Origin of the sequence: uncultured Ruegeria sp., assembly GCF_947489545.1 — a bacterium.
Taxonomy (GTDB): Bacteria; Pseudomonadota; Alphaproteobacteria; order Rhodobacterales; family Rhodobacteraceae; genus Ruegeria.
The window spans coordinates 80,513-104,882 of record NZ_CANLDZ010000017.1 but is presented as its reverse complement, the minus strand read 5'-3'; the positions used below and the strand labels follow the sequence as shown (position 1 = coordinate 104,882).

26 protein-coding genes and 2 pseudogenes are annotated in these 24,370 nt (G+C 56.2%); 4 read left to right on the top strand and 24 right to left on the bottom strand.

What is annotated here, in order from left to right:
* Window positions 1-16 precede the first annotated feature (16 nt).
* Window positions 17-331, top strand: a complete 315-nt coding sequence (locus tag Q1B13_RS20000; protein ID WP_299083360.1) for a VirB3 family type IV secretion system protein — start codon at window positions 17-19, stop codon at window positions 329-331.
* Window positions 332-613: 282 nt separating this feature from the next.
* On the opposite strand, the gene Q1B13_RS19995 is transcribed toward Q1B13_RS20000, so the two are convergent.
* The 19 genes and pseudogenes from Q1B13_RS19995 to Q1B13_RS19910 all read right to left on the bottom strand — a co-directional run bounded on the left by Q1B13_RS19995 (window position 614) and on the right by Q1B13_RS19910 (window position 17,351).
* The gene (locus Q1B13_RS19995) at window positions 614-1,225 is read right to left on the bottom strand and encodes a hypothetical protein (protein WP_299083357.1); all 612 of its coding nucleotides are present in this window, start codon (window positions 1,223-1,225) and stop codon (window positions 614-616) included.
* Between the two features lie 350 nt (window positions 1,226-1,575).
* Window positions 1,576-1,869 carry a hypothetical protein gene (locus Q1B13_RS19990; protein ID WP_299083354.1) on the bottom strand — a complete coding sequence of 98 codons (294 nt, stop codon included), beginning with the start codon at window positions 1,867-1,869 and terminating at the stop codon, window positions 1,576-1,578.
* 74 nt (window positions 1,870-1,943) lie between these two features.
* On the bottom strand, window positions 1,944-3,089 hold the full coding sequence (locus tag Q1B13_RS19985; RefSeq protein ID WP_299083351.1) for a hypothetical protein: 1,146 nt from the start codon (window positions 3,087-3,089) through the stop codon (window positions 1,944-1,946).
* A complete protein-coding gene (locus tag Q1B13_RS19980) occupies window positions 3,074-4,186 on the bottom strand; it encodes a hypothetical protein (protein WP_299800327.1) in 1,113 nt (370 codons plus the stop codon). Before Q1B13_RS19980 ends, Q1B13_RS19985 begins: the two co-directional genes overlap by 16 nt.
* Window positions 4,187-4,296: 110 nt before the next feature.
* Complete coding sequence (locus tag Q1B13_RS19975; protein ID WP_299083346.1) at window positions 4,297-4,902, bottom strand: hypothetical protein; 606 nt, start codon at window positions 4,900-4,902, stop codon at window positions 4,297-4,299.
* 40 nt (window positions 4,903-4,942) lie between these two features.
* On the bottom strand, window positions 4,943-5,992 hold the full coding sequence (locus Q1B13_RS19970) for a type II secretion system F family protein (RefSeq protein WP_299083343.1): 1,050 nt from the start codon (window positions 5,990-5,992) through the stop codon (window positions 4,943-4,945).
* Window positions 5,989-6,219 carry a hypothetical protein gene (locus tag Q1B13_RS19965; protein ID WP_299083340.1) on the bottom strand — a complete coding sequence of 77 codons (231 nt, stop codon included), beginning with the start codon at window positions 6,217-6,219 and terminating at the stop codon, window positions 5,989-5,991. The genes Q1B13_RS19970 and Q1B13_RS19965 overlap by 4 nt, the downstream gene beginning before the upstream one ends.
* A complete protein-coding gene (locus tag Q1B13_RS19960; RefSeq protein WP_299083337.1) occupies window positions 6,216-7,889 on the bottom strand; it encodes an ATPase, T2SS/T4P/T4SS family in 1,674 nt (557 codons plus the stop codon). Before Q1B13_RS19960 ends, Q1B13_RS19965 begins: the two co-directional genes overlap by 4 nt.
* Entirely contained in the window at window positions 7,886-8,686 is an 801-nt protein-coding gene (locus tag Q1B13_RS19955; protein ID WP_299083335.1) for a hypothetical protein, read from the bottom strand. Before Q1B13_RS19955 ends, Q1B13_RS19960 begins: the two co-directional genes overlap by 4 nt.
* A complete protein-coding gene (locus Q1B13_RS19950; RefSeq protein ID WP_299083333.1) occupies window positions 8,683-8,811 on the bottom strand; it encodes a hypothetical protein in 129 nt (42 codons plus the stop codon). Before Q1B13_RS19950 ends, Q1B13_RS19955 begins: the two co-directional genes overlap by 4 nt.
* Window positions 8,811-9,395 (bottom strand): hypothetical protein, encoded by a 585-nt coding sequence (locus tag Q1B13_RS19945; protein WP_299083330.1) that lies wholly within the window; start codon window positions 9,393-9,395, stop codon window positions 8,811-8,813. The genes Q1B13_RS19950 and Q1B13_RS19945 overlap by 1 nt, the downstream gene beginning before the upstream one ends.
* Entirely contained in the window at window positions 9,395-10,099 is a 705-nt protein-coding gene (locus Q1B13_RS19940) for a hypothetical protein (RefSeq protein ID WP_299083328.1), read from the bottom strand. The genes Q1B13_RS19945 and Q1B13_RS19940 overlap by 1 nt, the downstream gene beginning before the upstream one ends.
* Window positions 10,099-10,806, bottom strand: coding sequence for a hypothetical protein (locus Q1B13_RS19935; protein ID WP_299083326.1), 708 nt, complete (start codon window positions 10,804-10,806; stop codon window positions 10,099-10,101). Before Q1B13_RS19935 ends, Q1B13_RS19940 begins: the two co-directional genes overlap by 1 nt.
* Complete coding sequence (locus Q1B13_RS19930; protein WP_299083324.1) at window positions 10,799-12,862, bottom strand: hypothetical protein; 2,064 nt, start codon at window positions 12,860-12,862, stop codon at window positions 10,799-10,801. Before Q1B13_RS19930 ends, Q1B13_RS19935 begins: the two co-directional genes overlap by 8 nt.
* Complete coding sequence (locus tag Q1B13_RS19925) at window positions 12,862-14,067, bottom strand: hypothetical protein (protein ID WP_299083321.1); 1,206 nt, start codon at window positions 14,065-14,067, stop codon at window positions 12,862-12,864. The genes Q1B13_RS19930 and Q1B13_RS19925 overlap by 1 nt, the downstream gene beginning before the upstream one ends.
* On the bottom strand, window positions 14,067-15,545 hold the full coding sequence (locus tag Q1B13_RS19920; protein ID WP_299083319.1) for a secretion protein: 1,479 nt from the start codon (window positions 15,543-15,545) through the stop codon (window positions 14,067-14,069). The genes Q1B13_RS19925 and Q1B13_RS19920 overlap by 1 nt, the downstream gene beginning before the upstream one ends.
* Window positions 15,542-15,787: a TcpQ domain-containing protein gene (locus tag Q1B13_RS19915; protein ID WP_299083317.1), complete on the bottom strand. Its 246-nt coding sequence runs from the start codon at window positions 15,785-15,787 to the stop codon at window positions 15,542-15,544. Before Q1B13_RS19915 ends, Q1B13_RS19920 begins: the two co-directional genes overlap by 4 nt.
* A gap of 63 nt (window positions 15,788-15,850) precedes the next feature.
* Window positions 15,851-16,333: pseudogene (locus Q1B13_RS27060) on the bottom strand (LysM peptidoglycan-binding domain-containing protein); the annotation flags it as partial.
* Window positions 16,334-16,616: 283 nt separating this feature from the next.
* A complete protein-coding gene (locus Q1B13_RS19910; RefSeq protein ID WP_299083315.1) occupies window positions 16,617-17,351 on the bottom strand; it encodes a helix-turn-helix domain-containing protein in 735 nt (244 codons plus the stop codon).
* A 600-nt stretch (window positions 17,352-17,951) separates the two neighbouring features.
* On the opposite strand from Q1B13_RS19910, the gene Q1B13_RS19905 reads away from it, so the two are divergent.
* Window positions 17,952-19,049 carry a helix-turn-helix domain-containing protein gene (locus tag Q1B13_RS19905; protein WP_299083313.1) on the top strand — a complete coding sequence of 366 codons (1,098 nt, stop codon included), beginning with the start codon at window positions 17,952-17,954 and terminating at the stop codon, window positions 19,047-19,049.
* Entirely contained in the window at window positions 18,968-19,192 is a 225-nt protein-coding gene (gene repC / locus Q1B13_RS27055; protein ID WP_366871118.1) for a replication initiation protein RepC, read from the top strand. Before Q1B13_RS19905 ends, repC begins: the two co-directional genes overlap by 82 nt.
* A gap of 924 nt (window positions 19,193-20,116) precedes the next feature.
* Here repC and Q1B13_RS19900 read toward each other — a convergent pair.
* Entirely contained in the window at window positions 20,117-20,497 is a 381-nt protein-coding gene (locus tag Q1B13_RS19900) for a VOC family protein (protein ID WP_299083311.1), read from the bottom strand.
* Window positions 20,498-20,672: 175 nt separating this feature from the next.
* Between Q1B13_RS19900 and Q1B13_RS19895 the strand changes: the two genes are divergently transcribed.
* Window positions 20,673-20,978, top strand: a complete 306-nt coding sequence (locus tag Q1B13_RS19895; protein WP_299083309.1) for a hypothetical protein — start codon at window positions 20,673-20,675, stop codon at window positions 20,976-20,978.
* A 214-nt stretch (window positions 20,979-21,192) separates the two neighbouring features.
* Here Q1B13_RS19895 and Q1B13_RS19890 read toward each other — a convergent pair whose 3' ends face one another.
* The 4 genes and pseudogenes from Q1B13_RS19890 to Q1B13_RS19875 form a co-directional block, all read right to left on the bottom strand.
* Window positions 21,193-21,507, bottom strand: a complete 315-nt coding sequence (locus Q1B13_RS19890) for a type II toxin-antitoxin system RelE/ParE family toxin (RefSeq protein ID WP_299083307.1) — start codon at window positions 21,505-21,507, stop codon at window positions 21,193-21,195.
* Window positions 21,504-21,767, bottom strand: coding sequence for a type II toxin-antitoxin system ParD family antitoxin (locus tag Q1B13_RS19885; protein WP_299083304.1), 264 nt, complete (start codon window positions 21,765-21,767; stop codon window positions 21,504-21,506). The genes Q1B13_RS19890 and Q1B13_RS19885 overlap by 4 nt, the downstream gene beginning before the upstream one ends.
* Before the next feature lie 306 nt (window positions 21,768-22,073).
* Window positions 22,074-22,529, bottom strand: a pseudogene (locus Q1B13_RS19880) (aldehyde dehydrogenase (NADP(+))); the annotation flags it as partial.
* Between the two features lie 294 nt (window positions 22,530-22,823).
* The gene (locus tag Q1B13_RS19875) at window positions 22,824-24,167 is read right to left on the bottom strand and encodes a ParB/RepB/Spo0J family partition protein (RefSeq protein WP_299083301.1); all 1,344 of its coding nucleotides are present in this window, start codon (window positions 24,165-24,167) and stop codon (window positions 22,824-22,826) included.
* Between the last annotated feature and the right edge of the window lie 203 nt (window positions 24,168-24,370).

Sequence of the window (24,370 nt, the reverse complement as noted above, 5' to 3'; positions counted from 1 at the left end):
CCAATGGAGACCGCCCATGAACCCGACCGTCCGCATCAAAACGCTTTCGCGCAGCCGACACCTGGCAGGGGCCGAGCGCGTTCCGGTCATTCTCGCGCTGATGTTGTCCGCGGTTATTGTGGTGGCCGTGTTCGGAGTGACACCTTCCGGCGTGGTGGTTGGAATTGTCATCTTTCTTGGGCAGATGAAGTATCTGCGTGACATCGCTGTATATGACCCGCAATATTTCCGGATCATGTGGAAACGGATACGGCCCATGAGACTGCCCCGCAGGCTCCCGAGACGCGAAGTCCTGTTCCGGCCTGCGTTTTTGCAGCAGAAATCAAACTGACGCGCCATCATTATGCCGCCTTCCTGTTGCGGAGTACCGGGGTAAACTTATCGAGCAGTTTTTTGCGATCTGCCGGGGCAAGCTGACACATGTAGGACAGGGTCGTATGTACGCGGCGTGCCTCTAACCCTGCGAGAAAACAGACTTCCCGAAAATCGGCGTTAGGGTATGACCCGACCCAACTCTCGACATCCTCGCGATTGTGAGGGTTGCTGTTACAGAGATCCCGAATGGCTTTCGTCACAACTGATTGCCAAAGACGTTTCGATGAAACCGGGTCAGTCATCTTGCGCACCCTCTCTGTAGGGAGTGGCGGTCGAACACGATCCAGATGATACCAAGTGCCGCACTGATAACTGCGATGGGATCGCCTAAAATCACAACGCCGACGAGCAGCAACAAGTCGAGGTCAGTGCTGGTTTCTTGCGCCAGACCAAAGCTGATGTCGAAACCAGCTATCCGACAGCAAAACAGCAGCAGAATTGTCAAACCACCGGGCAGTGCCGCCGGGAAAAGGCTGATGATCCGACGGCCTTTCGGCCGGGATCTGGCCCGCCTATAACTCAGGTGGGTGGCAACCATCAGGATGCCATAGATTCCGAGGGCAGCCAGCGCGCCGTTTACCCCGGCGAGCAAACCAATGGCACCCATCAGCCAGATGTCACCCTGCCCCAGCGCATTTGGTCCCAATGCAAAGCGAACAAGTACCGAGGCAATGAGCCAGGTGAGCCCGCCCCCCAGCATATCGAAAACCGACACATCCAGCAGGACGTTCAGACAGATTCCATTCAGCGTTACGACGCCCAATGCCCCATAGTTGATCTCGAACCAACGGATATCTTCAACGATCAGAAAAACTGTGAACAGGCTCAAGGCTGCGACCGACAGGATCATCGTACCGAGTCTCCACTGATCAGCCCCGTCTCCACGCCGGAAAACGCCGTCAAAGCGATCGGAGTGCAAAGGGGTTTTTCGTGTGTGCCCGTTTCAGGGCACTTCGGATTCACTGGCAACGCAATGCCCTTTCTTCGGACAAATCTTTCCCGGTCCCTGACTCGCAAGTCAGGAATTTTGGGGTATGCTTGGTGTTGAAAAGGATTCAGGAACACGGTCCTGAACCCGATTATCGTCCGACAGGTTGTGAGTTCCGTGGGACGGTTCGGTTTATGTAGCTCTTGTTTTTGGGTCCTTTTCTCCTTCTTCCGTTACATGTTTTTGTTCCGAACATCGGCCGTGACGGCACTTCATTCCTTACTGCCGTAGCTGCCAGTCAGCACCGCACAGAGTGCAGGTGCAGCAATCTCGTCGATGCAGTCCTGCTGGCTTCGACGTGCGGCCAGAGCATCTTCGGGATCTTCGTCTGCCAATCGCAACAAGCCTTCCTGGTAGGCCACAATGCGCTCAAGGGCCCGAACATCCGCCAACAGGGCCTGTTTGAGCACAGTTACATCCCGTATTCCGACAGTCCCTTTTTCAGTTTCAGAAGCCTCCTGAGCACTGGCGTAAGACGCTGTTATCAGCAAAGCGACACCAGCCATGAGGTGTAACCTTCTCCCCCGAGGATAGGTTTCCATACGAGGTTTCAGACTTCTGCTCCGCGCAGCCTTGATCTCTAGCATCCCACACATCCTCCTGTGTTCAGCCTCTCCAACTGGCCGGTTTCCAAGTTGGCCGTCGTGCCAAACACGGTGTCCGCTGCCAACGTTCCGGCGGTGATCCTCCCGGCCTCGATACCCTTGGCGGACAGGTCATTCACCGCAAGCACATCCAGTGTTGTGGTCCCTTCGACAACAAGATCCTGGTTCACCGAGACCGAGCTGGCGGTAGTTAATGTGCCAGTATCCAGAGTCTCTATCGCCGCCTGGTTTGTGACTGTTAGCGAAGCGGCTGTTGCTGCACCGGCGATTGTCGCCGCATTGGCGCCCAGTGTTCCGCCCACGTCCAACGCACCAGCTGCCGTTATATCCCCATCCACCGTCAGTATTCCCGCGACGGTGCCCGCCTGAAGACCCGTTGTGACCATAACCTGGTCCGCATCCAGCACGCCTGCACCCACGAGACTGGAACCGTTCATGTTGAGATCCGTCTCCATCCGGTTCAGCTCAGGAAAGCCGGGCTGTGTTGTGCGGTGCAGGAAGGGCAGAACATTCCGATCCATACGAACAACCCGGATGGCCACCGCATCCCATTGTGATGGTCCGCCAGTCAGCGCCTGGACCCCGGTCAAATCATAGTCGATCCCGGGTCCACGCAGACGTGTCGTATCATCTGGGGACACAAAACCTACCAGCCCAACCCCTTCCCCACCCGCAGGGATATAGGCGGGATTGGTTTCGCCGGGGAGTGCCGTTGCGCGCGCCAGCAGAACCAGTTCCTCCGACCCGCGTGCATGCAGAATAAGTGTAACTGTGCGGCTCAGGGCCGTGAGCCGGTCAGAACCGGCCGTCCAAAGTCCCTGTGCTTCCAGGTCGCCAAGGGTCAGCACCTGCGCCTTCCCCACTCCAATCTCCGAATTGATCCGGTAATCGAGATCGCGCAGCGCCAATGTCGCACCGGCATCCACCACCTGTGTCAGTAGCCGGGCCTCGTTCAGCCCCTGATGATTACGCAAATGCGACCGGCCGAGGCTGATTGCGGATTGAAGCACAACGACGACAATGAGCAAAACCAGCGCCGCCTCGACAACGCTGAACCCTCGCCGGGTCCGGCGCGGAATACTCGGGCGGCGCGTTCTGTAATTCTTCAGCAACCGGCGCATGATCCACTCACTTTCAAATGTTGAATATTGGCCGACTTCGCCGCCAGGGTTTTTACATTTGCTGTCTCTACAGACAGATGATCTTCCGCCAGCACATCACTGGCCAGAATGCTCCAGACCCAGGTGATGTCTTGTCTCACGGTCGCCGTATTCGTGAACATATGCGATGCCGAAACCGGACCTGCGGTGGCCGAGATTGTGTCTGCGACAACAGGGCCTGCGACCGTAACCTGTGCAGCCTGCAGGGATGGCGCCTCCATCGTCCCGACCCCCAGCGAGGTAGAGACCAGCAAGGACGAAGCGGCGATCTCTCCATCCAACGTCAGCGCGCCGGTCACTTCCTCAACAGAGCCTGTCTGCGCTCCCGCCTCGACACGCCCGGTCACCGTGTTGACCGTTGCGCTATCCGCCGTGGCCCTGTCGGTACCGATGATGGAATTACTGCCCAGGTCAAATGTCCCGTTCGCGTCACTAAAGCCCGGCTCCGGATGCCCTACCCGCTCCTGCCGCAGCATGTATTCCTCTGATACACCGGACAGGGATGCGGTCAGAATGGCGGCTTCATCGTTCCCGAGCGATCGACCAAGGATGTTTTCGACCCGGGCCGCAGCCGGAATCAGACGATCAGAAAGTGTCTCACCCTTCCGTCCGGAGTTCAGCCCTCGTGCTTCCAGCGCATCAAGCAGCCCATCCAGATCCGCATGGACCGGGTCCTCGACGGCCCTGAGCAAAAGCAACCCATAGGTATCCAGTGGCGAGTACATGATGCGTTCCGACAGAAACTCGATTTCCGACAGATCAAGAACCAAATAGGACAGGTCGAACCCGGGAATGTCCCAGTTCACCGCCCCATCAGCCCATGCCTCGAACCCCGCACGCTCGGCTGCGTTCGTGGCCCTGCCCCGCTGCCACAGCGGTGCGATGGACGCTGCGAGCGCAACCCGGTTTTCATGCACGTAGAGATCAAACAAGGCGGCGATTTCCGCAACCTGTTCGGCCCGGGCCAGATTGCGGGCCAATTGTGCCTTGCGCAGTTCGCCCTGTATCATCAATGTCAGGACCAGGGTTGCGATCATCATCCCAAGTGCGGCGCTCACCATCAGCGATCCCCGCCGCCTCTTGCGGGGCGCAAGGCCTCTTAGCCGACCCCCGGTGAGGGGCTGGTAGCGCAAGTGGGATATGCGGGGATGGCGCATCAGATCCGGCCTCAGAACGTCAGTGCAACGACATTGAGGTCATTGTCGCAGGCCGTACCTACGGCCGCTTCTGTCATCGGTAACGCGACGGCGGTTGCTTGAATGGTCAGGCTGTCCAGCCCGGATCCTCTGTCCTGAAACGCCAGAGCAGCCGATCTGCAGGCTCCGGGAGGCAAACCCGAGATCGTGACCGTAAAGTCGCGCGTGCCATCGCCGACGATCATAATGTCCGTATCAAAGGGGGATGTGAATATCCAATTGTTGTTTGCATCCCGCATCAGCTCTCGGCTGCTGAACCCTTCCCCGTTCAGAAAGCCTAAAAGGCTGCCATTGGCGAAGATCCCCGAATAGCTGTGCGCTCGATCGATCACAGAAACCGCGCGGATCAATTGTGTTTGCAATTGTGCAGAACGGATTTGATCCCGAATCCCGGTAAAGAGAGTGTAGATCCCCGCAAGGATGATCAGCGCCAACACAAGACCCAGCATCATGCCCACCAGACCACCCAGGGCTCCGCGTCGGCTCCGGCGCGGCTGGCGCAGCCTCCGATTGAGCCTCTTTATGCCTGTTGTGTTCGCCACATGACTTGCGCCGGAAACGATATCTGTTCTTGTCATCTCTTTTGCCTCTTTTTGCTCATCAATGGTGTGCGTGCCTCTAAATCCCCGTCAGGGACTGGAAGATGGATAAAACACTCAACATGATGATGCCGATCACGGCGGCCGCAAAAAACAGCAGCGCCACTTTCAGGATGGCCATGCGTGCTTTCAGGGTCCTGTCGAGATCAGCGAGCCACTGGTCCAGGAAACCTGCAAACTTTTCTACCCAGTTGTTGCGCCGGGACAGCGCACCCAAGACCGCGTTAAGATCACGAGACGGAAAGTCATGCCCGGTCGCAGGCAAGGCTCTGCCCCAGTTCTCATCATTCTGGATTTCCCTGGCGATTGCCGCGATGCGGGATCTCAGATATGGCGAAGCCTCCCTTGCCATCTGATCAAGCAGAGACGACTGGAGTGTAACGCCCATGCGCGCAAGCTCTGTAATTGCAAACATGAAGCCAACACCTTCGTGCAACTTGTAGTATGAAAACGGCGGTATCCGGTCCAATATATCCCGCGGCCAGGTCGTCCAGTGACGCATCGCCGCCCGTAGCCCGATCACGAACAGCACAAAACACCCAAGCAGAATCCAGGTATTGGCGGCAAACCAGACGCAGAATTGCCCGAGCACCCGCGCTACGCTGGGCCATTGTGTCATTGGCGTTGTGTCCGCCAGCATCGGAAACAGCTGCGCGCCCAGCATCTGGAACGTCGCACCGATCAGCAACAGGATCAGGACCGGCTCCCCCATCGCAGAACGAAACGCATGGCGCGTTGTACCCTGTTGGTCGGCCAGTCGCATCGCTGCGCGGAATATCCTGACCGGTTCGGCCTTGGTTGCATTCCGGAACAGGAGCGCTTCCGAATCGGGCACATAGCGGGTGATCCGATGTTCGAACTCCCCGTCCGCAAAACCCTCCCGGACATCGAGCAGAATTTCACCAACCACGCCCCGACCTTGTTCCCGGGCCACTTCGGCTGCTGTTTCCAGCGCATCCTGCAGCGGTAGCCCGGCTTCCAGCAGGTCCGCCATCAACCGCCAGGCTTGAGAGCGGCGATGCGCGGTGAACCGGAACCGTCGCAAGGCAAGGATCAGATCGTTTGTCATCCGTCTAACTCCAAGGATTGCGGCATCAGGCTTTTGCGGGCTGCCCAACAGCTGCCCACGGTCCGGATCGCTGAACTGACGGTCTTTACGACGATCGTAAAGCTGGCGGCCACCACGGTCGCGACGACCACAGCCAGAAGAAAAGTCAAACGCCTAAGGCGCCGAGAGGCCTGGTCGTGATGTTCAAGCAAAAGTTCTATTTCGTCGTGGATATGCGTGTCATTCATTTCGCGTCACCCCACTTAAGATCCGCTTTCTGAACCGCGGTCATGCGCTGAGACAGGTCACCGTGCTTGCGCACCGCATCGCGCGGATCGACCTGACCCGTGAGCACCAGCTCGGTCATCTTCTGGGCAATCGTGATCCCGCCCATGCCGCCTTCGCTGCGAGGTTTAAGCCAGTGTTGCAGCCCACCGATTGAATCCTTGTCACGCACGAAACCGAGATACGTCTCATCAGGTTCAATGACCTCGGCCACGGCGGTCTCGCGCTGATACCCCCACCAGGCCAACCGGCCGATCTCGCTGGTCTTGCGCTGACATCTGGAGCAGCCCTCCGGATTGCGCAGAAACACCCTGTCCCGGTCCTCCATCAGCGGATCCACGATCGCCCGGTCGGGCGGAGACAGGTCTCCCTCTGCCATTGGGCGCTTGCAGTGATCACAGAGCAGCGGCAGCAATGTCTGCTTGATCAACAATCGAAGCAGCCCCGGTTCTGCCAATTCCTCAGGTGGTACGCCCATCGTGATCAACCGGAACGGAATTCGGTGCCCGCTGTCGACGTGCAACGTGGAGCAAAACAGGTGCCCCGACTGGACGAATTTGATGGCTTCCCGGCCAAGCGCTCCGTCGCGGATTTCTGTGATAATTCCAACATCAGGGTTGCTGCGCAGGAAATGGCGAAACGCATCCCCGTAATGGCGTGACCGTTCCTCTTCCGTGCCCGCAGATTGCATCGCGATCTGGGTCACACTGGGGCGATTCAGCCGGTATTCCACCGGGTCTTCCAGCATGACGATCTTGGCATGCCCACCATGGTCGTCATCGATCTGCGCGGTATTGCGGGTCAGGGTTGTTGACTTGCCATCACCCGTCTCGCCGGCAACAATGATCGCGCCCCGCAGGTCTGCACGCACCTTCGCCAGCTTGCTCAGGACTTCTGCGTCATGGCCAAGATCCGCAAGCGTACCGGTCTCATGATCGGTGTTGTAGAACAGCCGTGCGACAAGATGAGAGGCGGTCCGGGTCTTTGCCTCATGATGCCCTCGTGTACAGCGCAGTTTGATCACATTGGCCGGGAGCCGCAGTTTTTCCTGTGGGCTGATCGAAAATCCCTGGAACCCGGTCTCCTGTGCCATGTTCTCACCAGAGCCTGGATCCTGCGCATCAAAGGCGGCAGACAGCGCGTTCTTACCTTCATCTGATGTCCAGGGGTGGCCATAGGGAAACCAGCGGCCCGCGATCTTGATCTGCACATCGGTATGGGTCTCTCGGTCGATGATCTCGAAATCCGAAGCCCGCGCTTCAGCCGCCTCTTCCAGCAACTGGAGCAGCCGCCACCGGCCGCTCCGCTTCGCTTCCAGGTCAAGGGGATCGTCCTGCTTCGCTCCATTGTCCGGGCGATAGAGCGCCGTTATCTCGTCCAGCCGGCGCTGCTCTACAGAACCCGTTTGCGTGATGACACCCGTCTCCCGCAGCCGCCGCAACCCTTCGACAAAGGTATCCTCGTGCTGATATACCCCTTCCGCCACAAAGCAGGTGCCGTCGCTATGCACGGCCGCAACCGACCTGAACCCACTGAACTCCTTGACGGGTAGATCAAGAATGCCATTGGATAACGCCGATGGGGTGGGCATCCCGGGCTGTAAAAACCGTTGCAGGGATGACAGAACGTTCATTCCGGCAGCTCCTGGACCTTCGGGCTGCCAAACAGATCCTGCACCGTAGCCGGAATTGCGATCACACCACCGCCATCGTAAATCTCTGGCAAGGACGGTCGCTTGGGCAAGCGTTCGCGCTCGCCGCCCGCCTCAACCATCACACCCTCTCGCGTGACCTCATCAATGCGGATGCCCCCGGGCAAGACATCACCGACTTTTACGGTCAACTGCTTGCCGGTTGCATCTTCGATCAGGATCGCACTCAGGCCCGGGCCCAGAACCGGTGAGCCAAGGATAGCTGCCACCTGGTACGGAGCGGCACAATCGAGCACGTCCCGGGCGATCTCCTCCGCCTTTGCGGCTTTCAGTTCTGCAAGGTTGGGTTCTTCCTGCAGCTCAGGTTTGGTTGCGGCCTGTGGACTTGATGGTTCCGGGAGAGCCGGGCACTGCCCGGCAATGTCTGATCCGATCACAGCCGCCTGTGTGCTCGCCTGCATGTCCGCGAGTTTTGAGCGAAACGCTTCTTCGTTATCCAGAACCAACTTCAACCGTGTCTGTCGCATGGTGCAGATCATTGTGACTTCGTTGAACAACGCTTCCGAGTTGATCCGCTGAACATCCGTGTAGATCGATGTATAGGCGGCGAGCAGTTCATCGAACGGACAACTCAGGATATCCCGGGACCGCTCGTCAGAGTCGGCCTCGGCCGAAGATCCGGTGACTGTCGACCAAAAGTTCTGCGCAGCACCCGGGGTGGCAAAACCGGCGCAGGCAATCAAGATCAGGGGGGTGAGACGGGTGCGGCCTGGGATCATGGGCGTTTCTCTTTCAACTCGAAGATTGGAGTGGGAAAGGGTTGAACTGAACTCAGCGTGGTCGCAGCCGGGGCCAAAGCGACGCGGAAAGGCTGCGCCATGGTGAAGGGGAAGCGGGTATACATCACTCGCCTCCCTCGTCGGAAACGGTCAGCGCCGCCACAAGATCGACCGGGTCGATCAGATCGGGTTGACCCGCCACGGGCCTGTACCAGATTTGGCGACCGATCACCGACCAGTCACCGATCACGTCGTTTGTGAAAAACACCGCGCCAGCCTCGGCCAGTTGCGCACCCGCAGGCAATGGACCCACCGGGCTGGGAAGCGGCTGACCAACGATCTGGTCAAGCTGGGTGATAATCTCAGGGGTTTCTTCAAGAAACGTCAGGTCTTCGATTTCAGCTAAATCCACCTCATGGACTTCCCCATCGTCCCAGTAGAGCGTCAGGATGCCGTCTGAACCGGATTGCATCTCCACATCTGCCGCCGCCATAACAAACCCGGTCGCACTGATCTCCCAGATCTGTTTCAGCGGCAGATAAATCACAAAGCGGCGTCCGTCCGGCATTTCCATCACGTTGCCGGCAGTCTCCCCAAGACGCACCATGATCGTAGCGGCATCGTCCGCTGTGGCCCGGAAGGCGGTACACAGGCAGACGGACATCGCCAGGGCAGCCAGAGCAGGATATTGCAGACGGAAAACACGCATCAGTTGCCCTCCTTTGGGCTCTGTTGCAGTAATTCCCCATAAAACCGGGAGATTTGCGTCGACTGGATCTCTGCGTTGAGGCCTTCGGTCGAGGGGGCGTTCCGGCAATTATCCCTGACAGGGGAAGGAAGGCGGGTCTGCAAATGACCGATATAGTTTTTCCACCAACTGCGCGCATCAGGGAGATGGGTGGTCTGTTCCTTCGTCTTGTCATTGTAACCCAGGAACTGGTATCCGGTTTGTTCGGCAGAACTGATAGAACGCTTGAGCGGATAGGGTGCCTTGAAGTTAAGCACATAGCCGGAATAGCTTCGCGCCACGTTGTCTGCGGGTCTGCTATCTGAGATACAGGTATGCTTACGCCCGTCCGCTCCATACCAGACGATCGTAGAATACCCGTCCTTCTCCATGTATTGCCCGTCCCGCCAGTTGATCACCCGGGCCGTATTGGCCGACAACAGAGACGCTTGTTCGGCGGCAATTCTCTGGAAGATCTCGCCGCGCTTGTCGTCAATGCGTTTGGATACCTCGTTCTCTGCCGGGGCCGGCGTGGTATCTGGAAAAGCAAACAGCGCAGCGAGCGTGGGTCTGAGTTGAAACATCCTGCTCCAGGCGTCATCTGTCTCAGCCCGGAGGCTGGATCCGAGGCAGACTGACACCACAAAAGCGGCCAGAGCAGGATATCGCAGGCACAGAATTCGCATCAGTTGCCACCGCACGCTGGGCTGTTCCTGCGCGCTTTTCTGCCGTACCACTCATGGGCACATTCATTGACATATTGCGGACGCAGGATGCGCTGACCCGGGTCCTGTGAGAGTAGTTCCTTGTAGAAGCGCGAGGTCTGTTTGGTGTTGACCTTTGCCCCCAGGCTTTCAGCGGAGGGAAAGTCCGGGCAGATCTCCCAGGTGACCGCCGGAAGGCGGGCCTGCAGGTGGCCCACATCGTTTTCCCACCAGCGGCGCTTGCCGGCGAGATAGGTCGTCAGTTCCCCGGTTTGGCCATTGTAGCGCAGGAGTTGGTACCAGGCGTCTCCGTGCGCATCGATGGCCCGCTTGAGCGGATAACGCACTTTGAAAGCTTTGAAATCTTTCTCATAACCGGAATAAGCTCGCGCGGCACCCCAACCACCGGTTTTTCCGGTGCTGCTGTTGGTGATACAGGCATGCTCGCGCCCATCCGCACCATACCAGACAATCGCTGCATACCCGCCCTTATCCATATATTGCCCGTCCCACCAGGTGCTGACCCAGGCTGTATTGGCCAGGAGTGGGCGTACATGTTCGGCGGCAACATTCTGGAAAATCTCGCCGCGCTTGTAGACGATGCGTTTGGACTCATCGATCTCTGCTACAGCCGCGGTCGTGACTGCAAAGGCCAGCAACGCAGCGAGCGTGGATTTGAGTTTAAGCATTTTGTCCTCCGATCAGTGTCTGGCTGTTGCGGTTCAGACGCCCGGCAATGACCGGGACATCCTCAACACCTGCAACTTTGCCGCCGCCCGCAAGGCGACCGGTGATGTAGCAAAGCGGTTCCAGCGTCAGGCGATAGAAACGACCGAGCTTGCGGCGTTTGGAGCCCTGCATCTCGGCCCGGATATCAGCGGTGCGTTCGCGCATGATGTGTTCCAAGCTCTTGCGCAAACCACGTGCAAACCGATCGTCCTGCCCGTAGGCGCGGCGCACCAGCGGCAGGAAGATCAGGTGATAGCCGGTCTGGTGAAATTCCGTGAGATGATCGCGGGCATAGCGCAGCCAGATCGCCTGGCGGAAAGAGCCAAACCCATAGGCGGCATTCATCGCGGTGCAAACGATCTTGTCGTCGCCACCGTTGTCATTTCCACGGTTACCACCATTGTCACGGCGATCCCCTACATTCGGGTCGCCGTCATCCAGGTCTATGCTGTCCTGGTAGCCATCACCGTCATTGTCTTCGTTATCACGTTCTTCGTTACCGCCACCGCCGCGAGGAGGCGACCTGCGGCAGGAGCCGCCCTGCCGCTCGACTTTCCAGGCCGGTTCACAACTCCCGGACAGATGTTCCCAATTGCCATGGGTGGTGTTGAGTTGGTCGGCATTGCTCTGCCAGTCCCAGCCCCTGGTGATCACCGCGCGCTGGTACCTCAACGTTCCCTGGCAACTGCAATCCGTGTTTTTTCGCTGCATTTGCGTCGAAGAAACCCACTTGCGACAGCTGTTACCCTTCAGACCCCAACTGCCATAGCTCAACACGTTTATATCCGAGGCAGACAGACCATTTTCCCAGCCTGGCTTCATGCCTGAATAGGTATAGGTCGTCGTGGTTACCGTGCGTTGATAGGTTCGATTGCCATGGGTCCAGCCCGCAGAGCAGGCACGCTGGTCGGTTTCGGTGACCGTGCTGACTGCAGGTGTGACTCGCGCTTCTGCCTCAAGGTTGTCGCAGTTCGAATACTTCGACAGGACTCCAACGGCCGTGGGGGTGAAATTGCCGTCCGCATCAGAAGGCAACCATACCGTTTTCGTGAAATCCGTCGGATCCTTTGCTTCGGTCAGGTAGTAGTCATACACCGCCTGCCCTTCCCCCGGGAGCGTGATTTCCTGCGTTGCAGTTCGGAGAACCGCGTCACAGACTTCTACATCCCGTCGGAGGATCGTGACCGGGTCACGACAGAAATCTACCCAGACCGTCCAGTTCCCATCGCCGCCGAATGAGGTGTCATAATATGAATCGCCGATCTGATCCCATTGCCCGTTAAAGGGCGTGCTGAGATATCGCCGCCGGGTCTGACCGAGCCCAACTTGCCTGTCGGGGCAGGCTATGGTTTCCGATTCCCGCCGCCGTTTGACATGAGCTATTCCGTACTTCGCGGGCGCATTACTGATATAGCCCAGGGTCCCGGCCTCAAGCCGTTCGGCGCCAGCCTCACCCTCCAGCAGGCAATCAAGAACAATTCTGCGCTGCCCGCCACCAGTCACAGGGTCACGTGCCAGAGCCATCACCATTCCGTCCGGACCCTCTTCCAGCACACCAAGCCGCCGCCCGGTATAGCGCTGGTTCTGACGCTGGGCCCGTAGGATCGGGGCTTCGGCAATCTGCTCCGCCGACATGTTGTGCTTGAAATCCGGCGTTCCGAAGTACGTCAGCAACTTGCCGTCGCAATAGCGAAACCGCACATCGTAGCTGTCGAGCCTGTCCTGCAACAAGGACGGGACCAGGTCTTGAGTGACTTTCTCATTGGCGGCGATCGCAGCAAGGATATCTGCGGAAAGCTGTTCCCGCTCCTCTTCGGTCAGGTGGGTTCTCCAACCCCGCCAGGTGATGTATTTTCTGACCTCGTCATGCGCGGTGCGCAAAACTGTCGTGTAGTTGGCGGCCGAATTTATCACGGCTTCATGCAGCTGCTTTTTCTCCCAGCTTTGTGCGGCAACAAGTTCGGGATAGAGGCTCAGGCTTGTGCAGAGCGCAGAGGTCAAAAACAGATGTCGCATCAGGTGGGGTCCTCCTCAAAGGATGAACGGGGTATCAGGCGGGGTTCCAGGGGAGACAGGTCGAGCGTGACGGTGTCACCTTTGCGCGAAAGCCGCGAAATCGCGGTTCCGGGCAGACGCCGGGCGGTGGTAAGAGCGTCCTCTAAACTGCCCCGGAACTCGACCCGCACACGATCTCCGACCCCACCGGGAAGGCTCACGCTGAGATTGAGGTGGCCAAGGAAGACTTCAGCCACCATATCCCGCAGATCCGTTGGCGCAGGCGGTGTCTCCGCACCGTCCTGCGCCAGTTCCGTGAGTGGTGCCTCAATAACTTTGGTTGAAAAGAGCCTCTGATTTTCAATGAGCAAACTGACAGAGGTGCCTTCATGCACCGCCGCGGCAGCCCGACGGGCGATTTCCCCATTATAGGAACGGTCCAGGACATACTCGCGATAAGCCAGCGCTTTGACCCGCAACGTTCCATCCAGGGCCGGATCGCGCATCTCCGGTGTCGCACAGCCTTCGCGCACGATGTCCCAGCCTGGGGCCCGCGGCCAACCCTCCCGGAATGCCTCAAGACAGCTTTCTTCAAAGACATCCCGATCTACGATCACTGCAACTTTGGGAATCTCTACCCGCTCAGGTTCAGCCCGGTTCATCCAGAACAAGCCACCGAAAACGAGCGCAACCACGCATACGAGGCCGATCGCACCTGCGATCAGTCGAGTTTCTGACGCGTTTTCGGGAAGCTTGCCTGTCACACGAACCGGTTGGATGCTGTCGGCCAGATCCTCAAACACCAGGACCTTGATATCAGCCTGCGCCAGCTCGGCCAGGTCCCGGGTTGTCGCAAGCCTGTTGACCTGACCTCTACCACTTTCCTGCTTTACGCTGGCGAGGAATGCATCACGATCATCAAACAGTGTCTCTTCGGCCAGTTTTGGCTTGCCGCGCACCATGATCGCCATGAAATACAGGTCCTGCGCCGAATCTTCATAGGCAAAGAGCACTGCATCTTCATTCACCTTGTCCGGCAAGCTGAGCGCCAGCAGCGACAGAAGGCTCGGCTTGCCAAGCAAATCCTGTTGGTCCGGCAGGAAGGCCGTCCGATCCGACCACTCCGCAGCGATCGGTGCAGCCTTCCAAAACGGGCGCCTCTTCCTGAAATCCCAGGTCAGACCTGCAACCGCCTCGGTTCCCTGATATGTAACAACGCGCACCATCAGCCAGCTGCCGGAATGATTGCGGGCCGGACCATAACCACCATGCGGACCTTGCCGACATTCCCTTTCGTCCGGCCACCCAGGCCAAGAAACCTCGCCTTTCCGGCACCGGTATTGGAGCGGGAGGCGCGGTCCTGTTCGTATCCCGACAGGACCAACGTTTCGCCCGGCGCCAAAACGCTGTCATTCTGCAGCGCCCGCTCGTTGACTCTTGGAAGCTGCACCGTGCTGCTGCCGGATTCAAAGCTCTCCAGTTCCGTCAGATCGTTTTGCAATAACGTCAGTGAAAGCTGGATCCGGTTGTTCTGGACCAGGCGCGGCAGTGCGTGGATCGAAATACCCGTATCAATGGTGGCCGTTTCAACAGCAGTTGATACGTTGCCGTTCTGATCAGTTGTGTTTGTGGTTCTCGCGACGTAGTTTTGCGACTCCGTCAGCACAATCGGAGCGATGACACCGCTTTGGGCGATTTGAGATCCAAAGCGATAATCGACAACCGCATCGTTTTTGGCCACCGATTGGAAGTCGATCGAACCAAAATTGTTGGTTAGCGTGGCGACGCCGTTGCCCGTCAGGGCACCAACAACGCCGTTGATGCTACCACGACTTCCGGATCCGGAAAGTCCAACTGCAAACTCGTTGCTTTTGCTCGCATCAATAAAAAAGACTGCCACCTCCAGTCCAATTCGAGTGGAAAACACATCGTCGAAATCCGCAATCACTGCGGCTGCTCGCGCCTGAACAGAAGGCGGACCAAAAACCGAGATACGGCCTGATGACTGCGCGAACGTAAGCAGGGCCGGAGGGGGTGCTACAGCTTCCAATTGCACACGCAGATCCGTCCAGGCATCATACCCACCGATGTTGCGCTCATATGTGACAGTACGATTGCCACCCTGAACGCCGCCGATCGATGATGTCAGGTTAGACCCCCCAGTTGGGATCGGCACGTTGTAGCGGCGGGTTACCATCCGGTCGAACGTGATTGCTGTTCCGTCATAGGACCAGGCCACATCCATACGCGCGCCAATCTGATCAAGCAGTTTAGACAGTGATCCCTGGTGCTCAACGCGCATCGTTGATCCGATCGGGATCTCGATAACCTCTCCTTCCGGCAAGCTGTACACAGTGCGAATGTTTACAGGCATATCCGCCTGCTGGGAGATCGCGTCCGCGAGCGTCTTGATGTCTGCGGCCTCACCAGAAGTTGTGACGGAGATACTGCGCGCGCCCTCAAGGCGCTTGGGCAGAGGCTTGCCACTGCGGGATCCGCGTTCGACCTTGACCGCTTCTCCGTAGAAAGGCCGGTCAACGATGTGAAGTTGACCACGCTGAGCAGCCCTCAATCGCGCCCGTTCGTCCGCCGTCCTTTTTGAAATACCTGAAACCAAATCATCGGCTTCATTGAACGCTTCACATGCCGTCAGCCCGGTCATCGTTACCAGCGCCACGCTCGTTGCCCTGAGGAGGTTCATCATATGGGCCTCCCGATCCTGACGACCTTGTTGGCGTAAATGCTGATTGGAAGCGGATGCCCGCTGCCTTCAAAGCCAATGACCAGTTCTTTGAGGGCGTCCTTGAAAGACCCGCGGATGGCGATGGGAACGGTTACTTCCCATTCATCGACACCAACTTGTTTGTAGGTGTAGCCAGCCGACTTTGACCATCTCTTGACGACATCAGTGACATATTCGCCGGGACGTGCCGTCCAGACGGGCATTGGAGCAGGAAGGGGCGATATCGGAACTGGCCCCTTCCCACCGGTTGCGCATGGCAATTTGAGGACTTGTCCCGGGCTTATGGGAGATAAACCCGACAGACCATTTGCATGCGCGATTTCTTTCCAGCGTTTTACGGTTCCCAGTTTTTTGGCGGCAATCTTGCTAAGCGTGTCGCCCTTCACGACGACATAGCGACATTGCGAAGAGATGGCGGCCGGGGAGCCCGGCGTTGGGGTCTTACCGACAGTCGCAGGTTTGGCGCCTGGCCTTACCTTGTTCCAAAAGCCTTTCGGCAGAGGGAGTGGCTCGGTGCGTTTGTTTTGAGCGGGGCTCTTGTGGGGCTTTACATTCGCCTGGACTGCTTTGCCGTTGGCGACAGCAACCTCAAACGATTGCTTTGGCGGAGAAGACCGCAGCGTCGCGCTCGACTCTTTGACAACATATTGCCGCCAGTCGGGGCATTGAATCAGCGGGGCAGACAAAGCCTGACTTGCACCAAGTGCCAGGGGCAAGGCCAAGAAAAGGAACTGGAGTCGATTAAACATCAGTACATGAACCCAATCACGTAAAAACCGACTCATATCCGTGAATCAGTCATGGCTAAAAATCACTTCGTTGCACAAATCGGGTTTTAGCGGGGCTTACCCCAAGCCCTTGTTTCGGAGATAGCAGTGCAGAAGCCACGCATACATTCACCGAGCTGACGCCCCCAAGTTTGCTCTAGATAACCTGGAGGTGCATTCCTCGAAGTTATCCACATCAGACTAGCGGCGGGGCGCTGTACGAGGAAATATTAGATTTCTATTTTTGGATAGAAGAAAACTATGTTTAACGCGCGGCGTTCGGGAAGAACATTTTAGCCAAGATTTCATCCTGTTCTGAAGATCGAGCATCAATCAAATCTTCCGGATCTAAAGATAGCGCGCGGCAAATCTGCAAAAACACCACAATCGATATGTTTCCGGATCGCAGCATATTGTACCAGATTGCAGAACCATGGCCAGTCACAGTTCCCATCTTAAATATGGACAGTTTTCTGTATACTCTTTGTGCTTCGAGTATCTCCATAACTTCAGTGGTTTCCGGATATCTCACCTCATCCGGCACCGAAAAAGAAACGTCAAACCCATCCGAGATAAGCCAGGTCGGCTGAGTTTCGAGTGCATATGACACCCGTATGAGGTTTTTCAAAAGTAAAAGCCGAGTGCCGCCTTCAACCTTCGTAATGTACTGCTGTACAAAACCTACCCGCTCGGCCATCTCGCGCCGCGACAAACCGAGGTACTCGCGTCTGTCGCGCACATTTCGAGCTACTCTGACCTTCAGATCCTGCTTATGCGGAACAGTTGTGTCGAGCTGATGCGTCATAAGGTGCGGCACGCTGGTGTCAAGGGCCTCAGCAATAGCTTCCAGTGTTTCCAACCTTGGACTGGTTTTGCCGTTTTCGATAAAGTTCATTGTAGGAACGCCTATCCCAGCCTTTTTGGCCAGTTCAGCCTGCGTCACCCCTTTTCCCTTGCGAATCTTGCGGATCGTGTAGCCAAGATCCTTCAGCGTTGACACCTTAACAGCCTCCCTTTTGCAGCCGTTGTGCACTGCTATCGCCTTGATTTCGAGTCATTTTTTAACAGGGATGGCTGGGGTTTTTTTGAACATTTTTTGGACGTACTATTTTTGTTTTCGAAAGTTTTTGTTGTGGAACTCACATCCCCTGTCTAAGACTCTCAACATGACATAATCCGTCCATTGGAAAGGAAATTAGGGGCGAATTGGAAACAAACATGCGGTTAGACACAGGGCGAACCGGGAAATTGTTCTGCTACGTTACGCAGCACCCTGAAGACCTAGAGGATGAAATCTGGGCGTAGACGCTGATACCACAGGTAGTAGTTTTACCAGCTTCATCTACGAGTTATAGCCGCCGACCAGCTGCGCTGGTAACATCCATCAATCCTTAGACCGAATCGAGAAGGAAACCGAACCAACCAAAAAACAAACCCCCGCAAGGCGGATGGCCAATACGGGGGGATGCAAAGAAAATCTGTTTGCACCTATTTTCTACCGCATTCCCTACAGGACAGGCAAGTAAAAACGCATTCGTGCGAACAGAAAAGTTATGCCGGTTCGTCGGCCCAAGCCTTGCTTCACGATAGAGGAGCGAGCATGAGAGCGAACACCCAAACACAAGATAGAGGCGAAGACCTATACCCTGCGCTGCCGGAAGGAATGACAAGAGGACATGTAGAAAGAGTGTTGGTTCGAACAGGACGGCACATTGGTCTTTCTGCCAACGAGTTGTCGGTCCTTCTACTGATGGTGTCGGAAACGCGGCCGAGAGACTGGACAGATCCGACCACAGAACCGATGTGCTATTCGATGCAAGGCAATCTCGCGCGGCGCATTGGTGTATCGGAACGATCAATCAGGCGGATTGAGGTCGCCCTTGAGGAAGTCCACAGGTTTGTGAGCAAGGATGTTGGCCTGAGTGGCCGGCGCTATTGTCTCAAAAGATCTGATGGCAGCGAATTCCGCCAAGGTATATCGCTGACACCACTGATTGAAGCGACCCCCCTACTCCTGGGAATAGATGCGGAACTTGATCAAGAGATACAGGAGCGCCGTGAACTCAAACTGAAGATCAGTGCCGGCCACAAGCGCGTCAAAAACTCAATCATGTCTGCACAGCAACAGTGGCCCAGCAGCTCGACAGTTGAAAGCTTCACCCAGGCGTTCCTCGACTGGCCGCGCAGGTTCCCTGCTTCTGTGGGTTCAACTGAGTTGAGGCACCACCTGGAAGTTGTCATGGACCTGGTGGATAAGATCGAACTGTTCTTTGAAAAGAAGCAAAAAGAGTCCGGCCACCCGGACTCTGGTGTCCTACCATTATTACAAGATACAACTCATGATCTATATGTACCTTGTAACGATCACGTTGAAAGATCGCCTGCCTGTAAGCAGGCAGACACTGAAATCTTTGCACCGCCTACCGGCGGTGAGAATTGCTTTGAAAGCAATCATGAAGCGGATTCCGATGCGAGCAAGTCCGAAAACCTGGACTGGCTGACACCGGATCGGCTTTTGGCGCTCTGTACGGATGAAATGCAAACGAGTCTTGTGATATCGCAAGGTGAAAAGCCAAACCAAGCTCTCAGGACTTCATCAACGCGGGGATCGACAGGATGGTACCGCTGGGGATCAACCATGACGCATATCGCGAAGCCGTGCTGCAAATGGGCGTCGAGACAACAACAATTTGCTTGATTATCATCGATCGGAACAGGTCTCATCCTCAAACGCCAATCAAGAACCCTGGGGGAGTTTTAAGGGCTATGACCAGACGCTACGCCGTTGGTGATCTGCGGATTAACGCCAGCCTCATCGCATTGGCTAAACGAGGGTCCTGAACCATGCAATTCATGACCCGAGAAATGTTCTGCATTCGCTTCTCTCAATTGTCCTAATCACTAGAAATAATATAGGGAGCGATTGGTCTATCCCATGTCCAAAGGTCAAACCCGGACATTGGGTTGGAGGTTCAGTATTGACATACTCGAAGGACGTTTGAGTTACCCCATTTAGCTCCCAGGACGTTGCCTCATACAGTACTCCTTCTGCCTCTTTCCCGGCAGCCCATTGCAGGAACTCGTCGATTTCGTCCTGCAAGTTTCCATTAAACTTGTCCGGGAAACGCAGACCTATTCCACAAACGGATACATTACTTTCGGGGTCAGAAACGGTAATTGAGTACCCATTCGTGAGGTCGAAAAATGTGTAACCTTCCAAGTCTTGTAATTCAGAAGGTTGTAAGTCTGAAAAACTCGGTTCAAGGCCAGCAAAATAGGCTTCACCACATCTCTGAAGGAAGTGCTTCAATAAACTGGTGTCAGCTGATCCAGGGGCGGCGAATGCCAGGCACAAGGTGAGAGAAAGACACAATCTAAAGACATTCATCGAACTGGTTTGGCCTTCGTGTTGTTGAGGTTCCTGACAGAACATCTCCACTTTCCAACCGTCCACAATTGGATCTGAAGTTTCACGCGATTTGAGTTTGGTTCGTAGGAGTTCACACGGCGATGTCTACACGGCCAATCCATAGTTGGGGCCTATTTAACTATAGCAAATCAACGGTCCTGAATTGGTACTTGCCGGCCATTTTCTCGAATGCTGTCCGCCAGCTGTTCAAGTGAATGGTTGGGGGCATCCGTGTCTTTGTCGGGGCCAGAGTTCACAGCTGTGAACTTCTCAAGGCGGTCTTCCACACCCCAATCATCAATAAGATCCGGGTCTATTTCGTCGATCGCGTTAAAAGTGCCCCCTCAAGCAAATCATCATAGTTCTCGATTGCTGACTTCGACAAGATTGCCGTCAGGATCGCGAAAGTAGACCGACACTAGTTTGCCGACCGCTCCAGACTTCTCCGCAGGCCCTTCGACGATCGCAACGCCATGGGACTGCAGTTGAGCAACGACATCTTCCATAGGGTAGTCGGTCAGGACGCAGAAATTGCCGCTGCCCGGAACTGTTTTCTCAACGAGCCTGGGCAGGTCCGTCGCATCCTGGACGCTGATCTTGTTCGACCCAAAATGAAGCGACCACTTCCCCGGTCGCTCTTCAAGCACTGCCATGCCCAGAACTCGCTCGTAGAATTCTAAGGTGGCGTCGACGTCGTGAACACAGAGAACGATGTGATCGAAACCATAGATGTGCATGATCAAACCCTATCGAGCTTTAAATCATCGGGCAAACTTCAGCCCCAGAACGATCTGGTCTCTTTCTGCACCACTCAGGTTTGTGTAGTGTTCAGTAGGAAGGCGTCCAAGGTCTGCTGCAGAACAACTGTTTTTCTGAGCGCTGTTCAAGAACGCTACTTGAGGATTTTCGAGCATGAAGTTGACCTACCCAATAAATTTTGTTGGCATTGATGAGTGGATGGACAGTGTGTACCAGCCTGAGCTGGCGCAAGGCGATGTGATCACCCGAGACGGCGAAGTTCTCGGAAGTTGGAGGGTCGTCGATTACAATCACGAGGACGCCTATTCGAGTGGGCGATTTGAGTTCATCGTGGACGGGCAGGACGTCGTTAAGTTTTCTGAAGGCTTTGACATGCTCGATGTCCGCGTTCATCGCGGATTTGCGATGTCGAGACTGTGCAGAACCATCAAAGAATGGCACGAAGACCAGACAGTCTAATATCGTCTCGCCTTCTCATCCTTTCTCTGGCGAGACTTTGATGAAGTATGCTATCGACCAGTAGTAGCCCCCCTGCCCCGCCAGACAACATTATAAGTGCGGAAATGTGTCACGGTAATGCGACTGTCATTACATCGTTCACTTGCACACGTGCAGCGATACTATGATGACGTCGATTTTGTAGAAGATCCAGCGAGCGATCTGTTGGAGTGAGTCAGCTGCGGTGTCCCGTGCGGGATATCCAATCGGCCCCACCGTAAGTTATGGCGATTACCAGAACCTCGCGCGCGTCCTCATCAATCGTGAAGGCGATCACCGCGCGACGGGCTGCAGGAATGGCGCGAAGTCCTGGTAATATGTGATCGCGCTTTGTGCCTCGATGGGGCAGCGTGCGCAGACTCCGGGCGACTTCAGCGATTTCGGCCAATTTGCGACGCGCGGTTTGCGGGCCCGCATAGTCCTGGACCAGCTCTGATATGACCAACAGATCATTTGCTACCGACGGATGGTAGCGCAGCGTGTATGTCACGCGTTGCGGTCCAGCCGTCGCAGTGCCGGGCCGAAGGTGGCATCATGTTCGACATATGCATCACGTGGGGACTCGGAGCGGCGGCGGATCTCGTCGGCCATGGCGTCCAATGCAACCTCGCGTGCCTCATCGTCCTTGATCATCCGTTCGACGGCGGCGGCAACAGCAGCCGACGCCGAGGCATAGACCCCCTCGCCGACCTTTTCCTTGAGGAAGCGGTGGTGACGGTCGGTAAAGCTGAGCGTGGTTTTAATGGTCATAACGGCCCTCCGCAGTCATACTTGGTCATACCCGAGGGTCAAGTCAACGGTTCTGTCGCCAGAGCGCCCGTTTGTGCCGAGTGTCTCGAGTGCAATAGCCGTTATGCGGCTTTCTCAAAGCAGACCTTGATCGAACGCGAAGCAATTAAAGAGTCGAAATTCTACACGGCTGGCGCGAGAGAAATGAGTATGATTGGCTAAAGTGGTGAGGACGGCAACTCATTTGCGAAACCGTTTGGCGTTGAGCTTTGCCTCAACACTTTGCGAGTCTCCAGGTGTCTTTAGTGCTTGAATGCCCGCCCAGGGTTAATTTAGGTCAGCTGGCAAAAGGGCCGCAGAAATGTTCTGCAGGCACACTGGCCGCAGCCAGCGGCGAATGGACAAGGTGCCCACAGAGGTTGCTCCGAAGTTGGTCGAGGCCGGGTAGGGACCGCCATGCACCATAGTGTCGGACACCTCCACGCCGGTGGGAAAGCCGTTGGCCAATACCCGCCCGGCTTTGTGTTCGAGGACCGGCAGAAGCGCCTTGGCGGTATCGCTGTCGGCTTCGTCAATATGTAAGGTACAGGTTAGCTGGCCTTTGAAGCTTTCAGCGACAGCCAGCATCTCGCTTTCATCCCGAACCGTCACGATCAACCCCAGAGGGCCGAACACCTCTTCGCCAAGTTCCGTGTCGGCCAGCCAATCGGCGCCGGTCGTCCGAAACAGGCAAGGCGTTGCGTTTCTAAGGTCACAGGTGCTTCTCAGCAGGCTTTGCACGCCGCGGCTGTCACTGTACCCTAATTAACCAGATTCTGCGGATTTGAGGCAATTTTGGAAGTTTTTGTACCCTTAATTGCAATACATCCGTGGCCCTGGTTGAAACCCCTCAACGCAGATTGCCCAATCATTATCGGCGGATGGGCTATTTTGGCTCAGTCGGCCTCCTAACTTATCCACAGCTCCGACTGTATGGCGATTAAAGGTACAATACTGCAATTAGCGGTACAGTATGGAAATTAAGGGTACAGACGAGCGCTGAAAACAAACGAAAATCTCAAGCCCAATTCTGATTAATTAGGGTACAGTGACAGCTGGGGACATGGCGAATGCAAACAGGCTTTGCAGGTAGTCAGGCTTGGTCAACAGCGCTGTTTGGACTGCCGCCAGACGGATTGCGGTCATGTCGTCAATGAACTTCTGCGAATAGGCAGGCTTTTCGGGTTTCTTCGCCTCGGTTGACCCGTGCTTGCTGGTTTCGATCACACCTTGTTCGACCGCTGCCGCCTGATCCTCGGCTTTCACCAAACCACGCTCAACTACGATCGTCCCGCGATGGCTGACATTGACGACAATCCCGGCCAGAGCCTTTTGCTCGGCGCTGTAGTCGCTTTCGATGATCGCTTCCAAGGCTTCCAATTCAGCCTCTCCGGCTTCGTCAATGGCATCGCCATTCGCCAGTTCTGCCAGTTCGTCATAGCGCTCGGATTGTTCTTCGCTCAGAACACCTTCGATCTTGTAGGTGCGGGCAAAGCCTTCTGTCCGTTGCAGTTCGTACCAAAACACATTGCTCTCCGGGGAAACCATGACCCATGCCCAGCCTTCCTCGGCCCGGATCGCCTCAGCCTGAGCTTGCAGCTTTTGCTCAAACAGGCGTTCGATGGTTTCCGGGTCGTTCAAGAGGGTTTCTTCTTGGAACAGATCAGCGGTGATGGTGCCGCCTGCTGCCTCATAGGCGTCCAGACCGACGAACTTTGCCTTTCGGTCATCACTGTCGATTGCCTCGGGCTTGAGCGCTTTTTTGACGTCATGTTCCGAGAACCAATGGCTGTTCTTTGCCCGGTCCAGAGTTTCGAGGATTTTCGTCTCGTTGTCGCCTACCGTCATGGCCTGCGCGATACCCATGCTGATGTCACGGGCTTTGAGCGCGTCCAGTACAGCTTCGGGCAGATTGGCCAGTGCCATGCGGCGGCGCACATGGGGCTCCGTCACGCCAAAGGCTCGGCTGATGGTCGCAAGCGGGCTGCCCTTTTTGGCCATTGCCCGATAGGCACGGATTTCGTCAACCGGGTCCAGCGCTTCACGTGCTGTGTTCTCGGCGTTTGCCCATTCCTCCGCCACAACCGGATCGGTCGTGATTTTGACAGGTACGGTCGCCAGATCGGGGCGGCTCTCAACAGCAATCAACAGGGCGCGCAACCGGCGTCCGCCTGCCACAACGCCGATTTTGTCTCTCTCGTCACGCAAGCCATTGAGATTCTGGATCAGACCACAGGTCGCAATGCTGTCGGCCAGCAACGCAATGCCTTCCTCGTCAACCTCTTTTCGCGGGTTGATGTCGGACAGGTACAGGTCTTTCAACGCGACGTATTCGATGATGTCGGCTGCGGCTTCGATGTCGATTTTCGATTGTTTAGTCATAAGGGCATTCCTTGTTTCGTGGTGAATTTTTGTGTTAAGGGTGCCCTACCCCTTCCGGGGTAGAGCGGGGCCGCCTAGACGGCTGCGTGAAGTTTCAAGAAGGCGCGGGCGATCTTGCTCGAGAGGCCGCCCTTCTTGAGATTGCTCCAAGCCAACTTGCGTTGACGGTCAATCGTGTATGGGTTCATGCACTCACCTCCTTT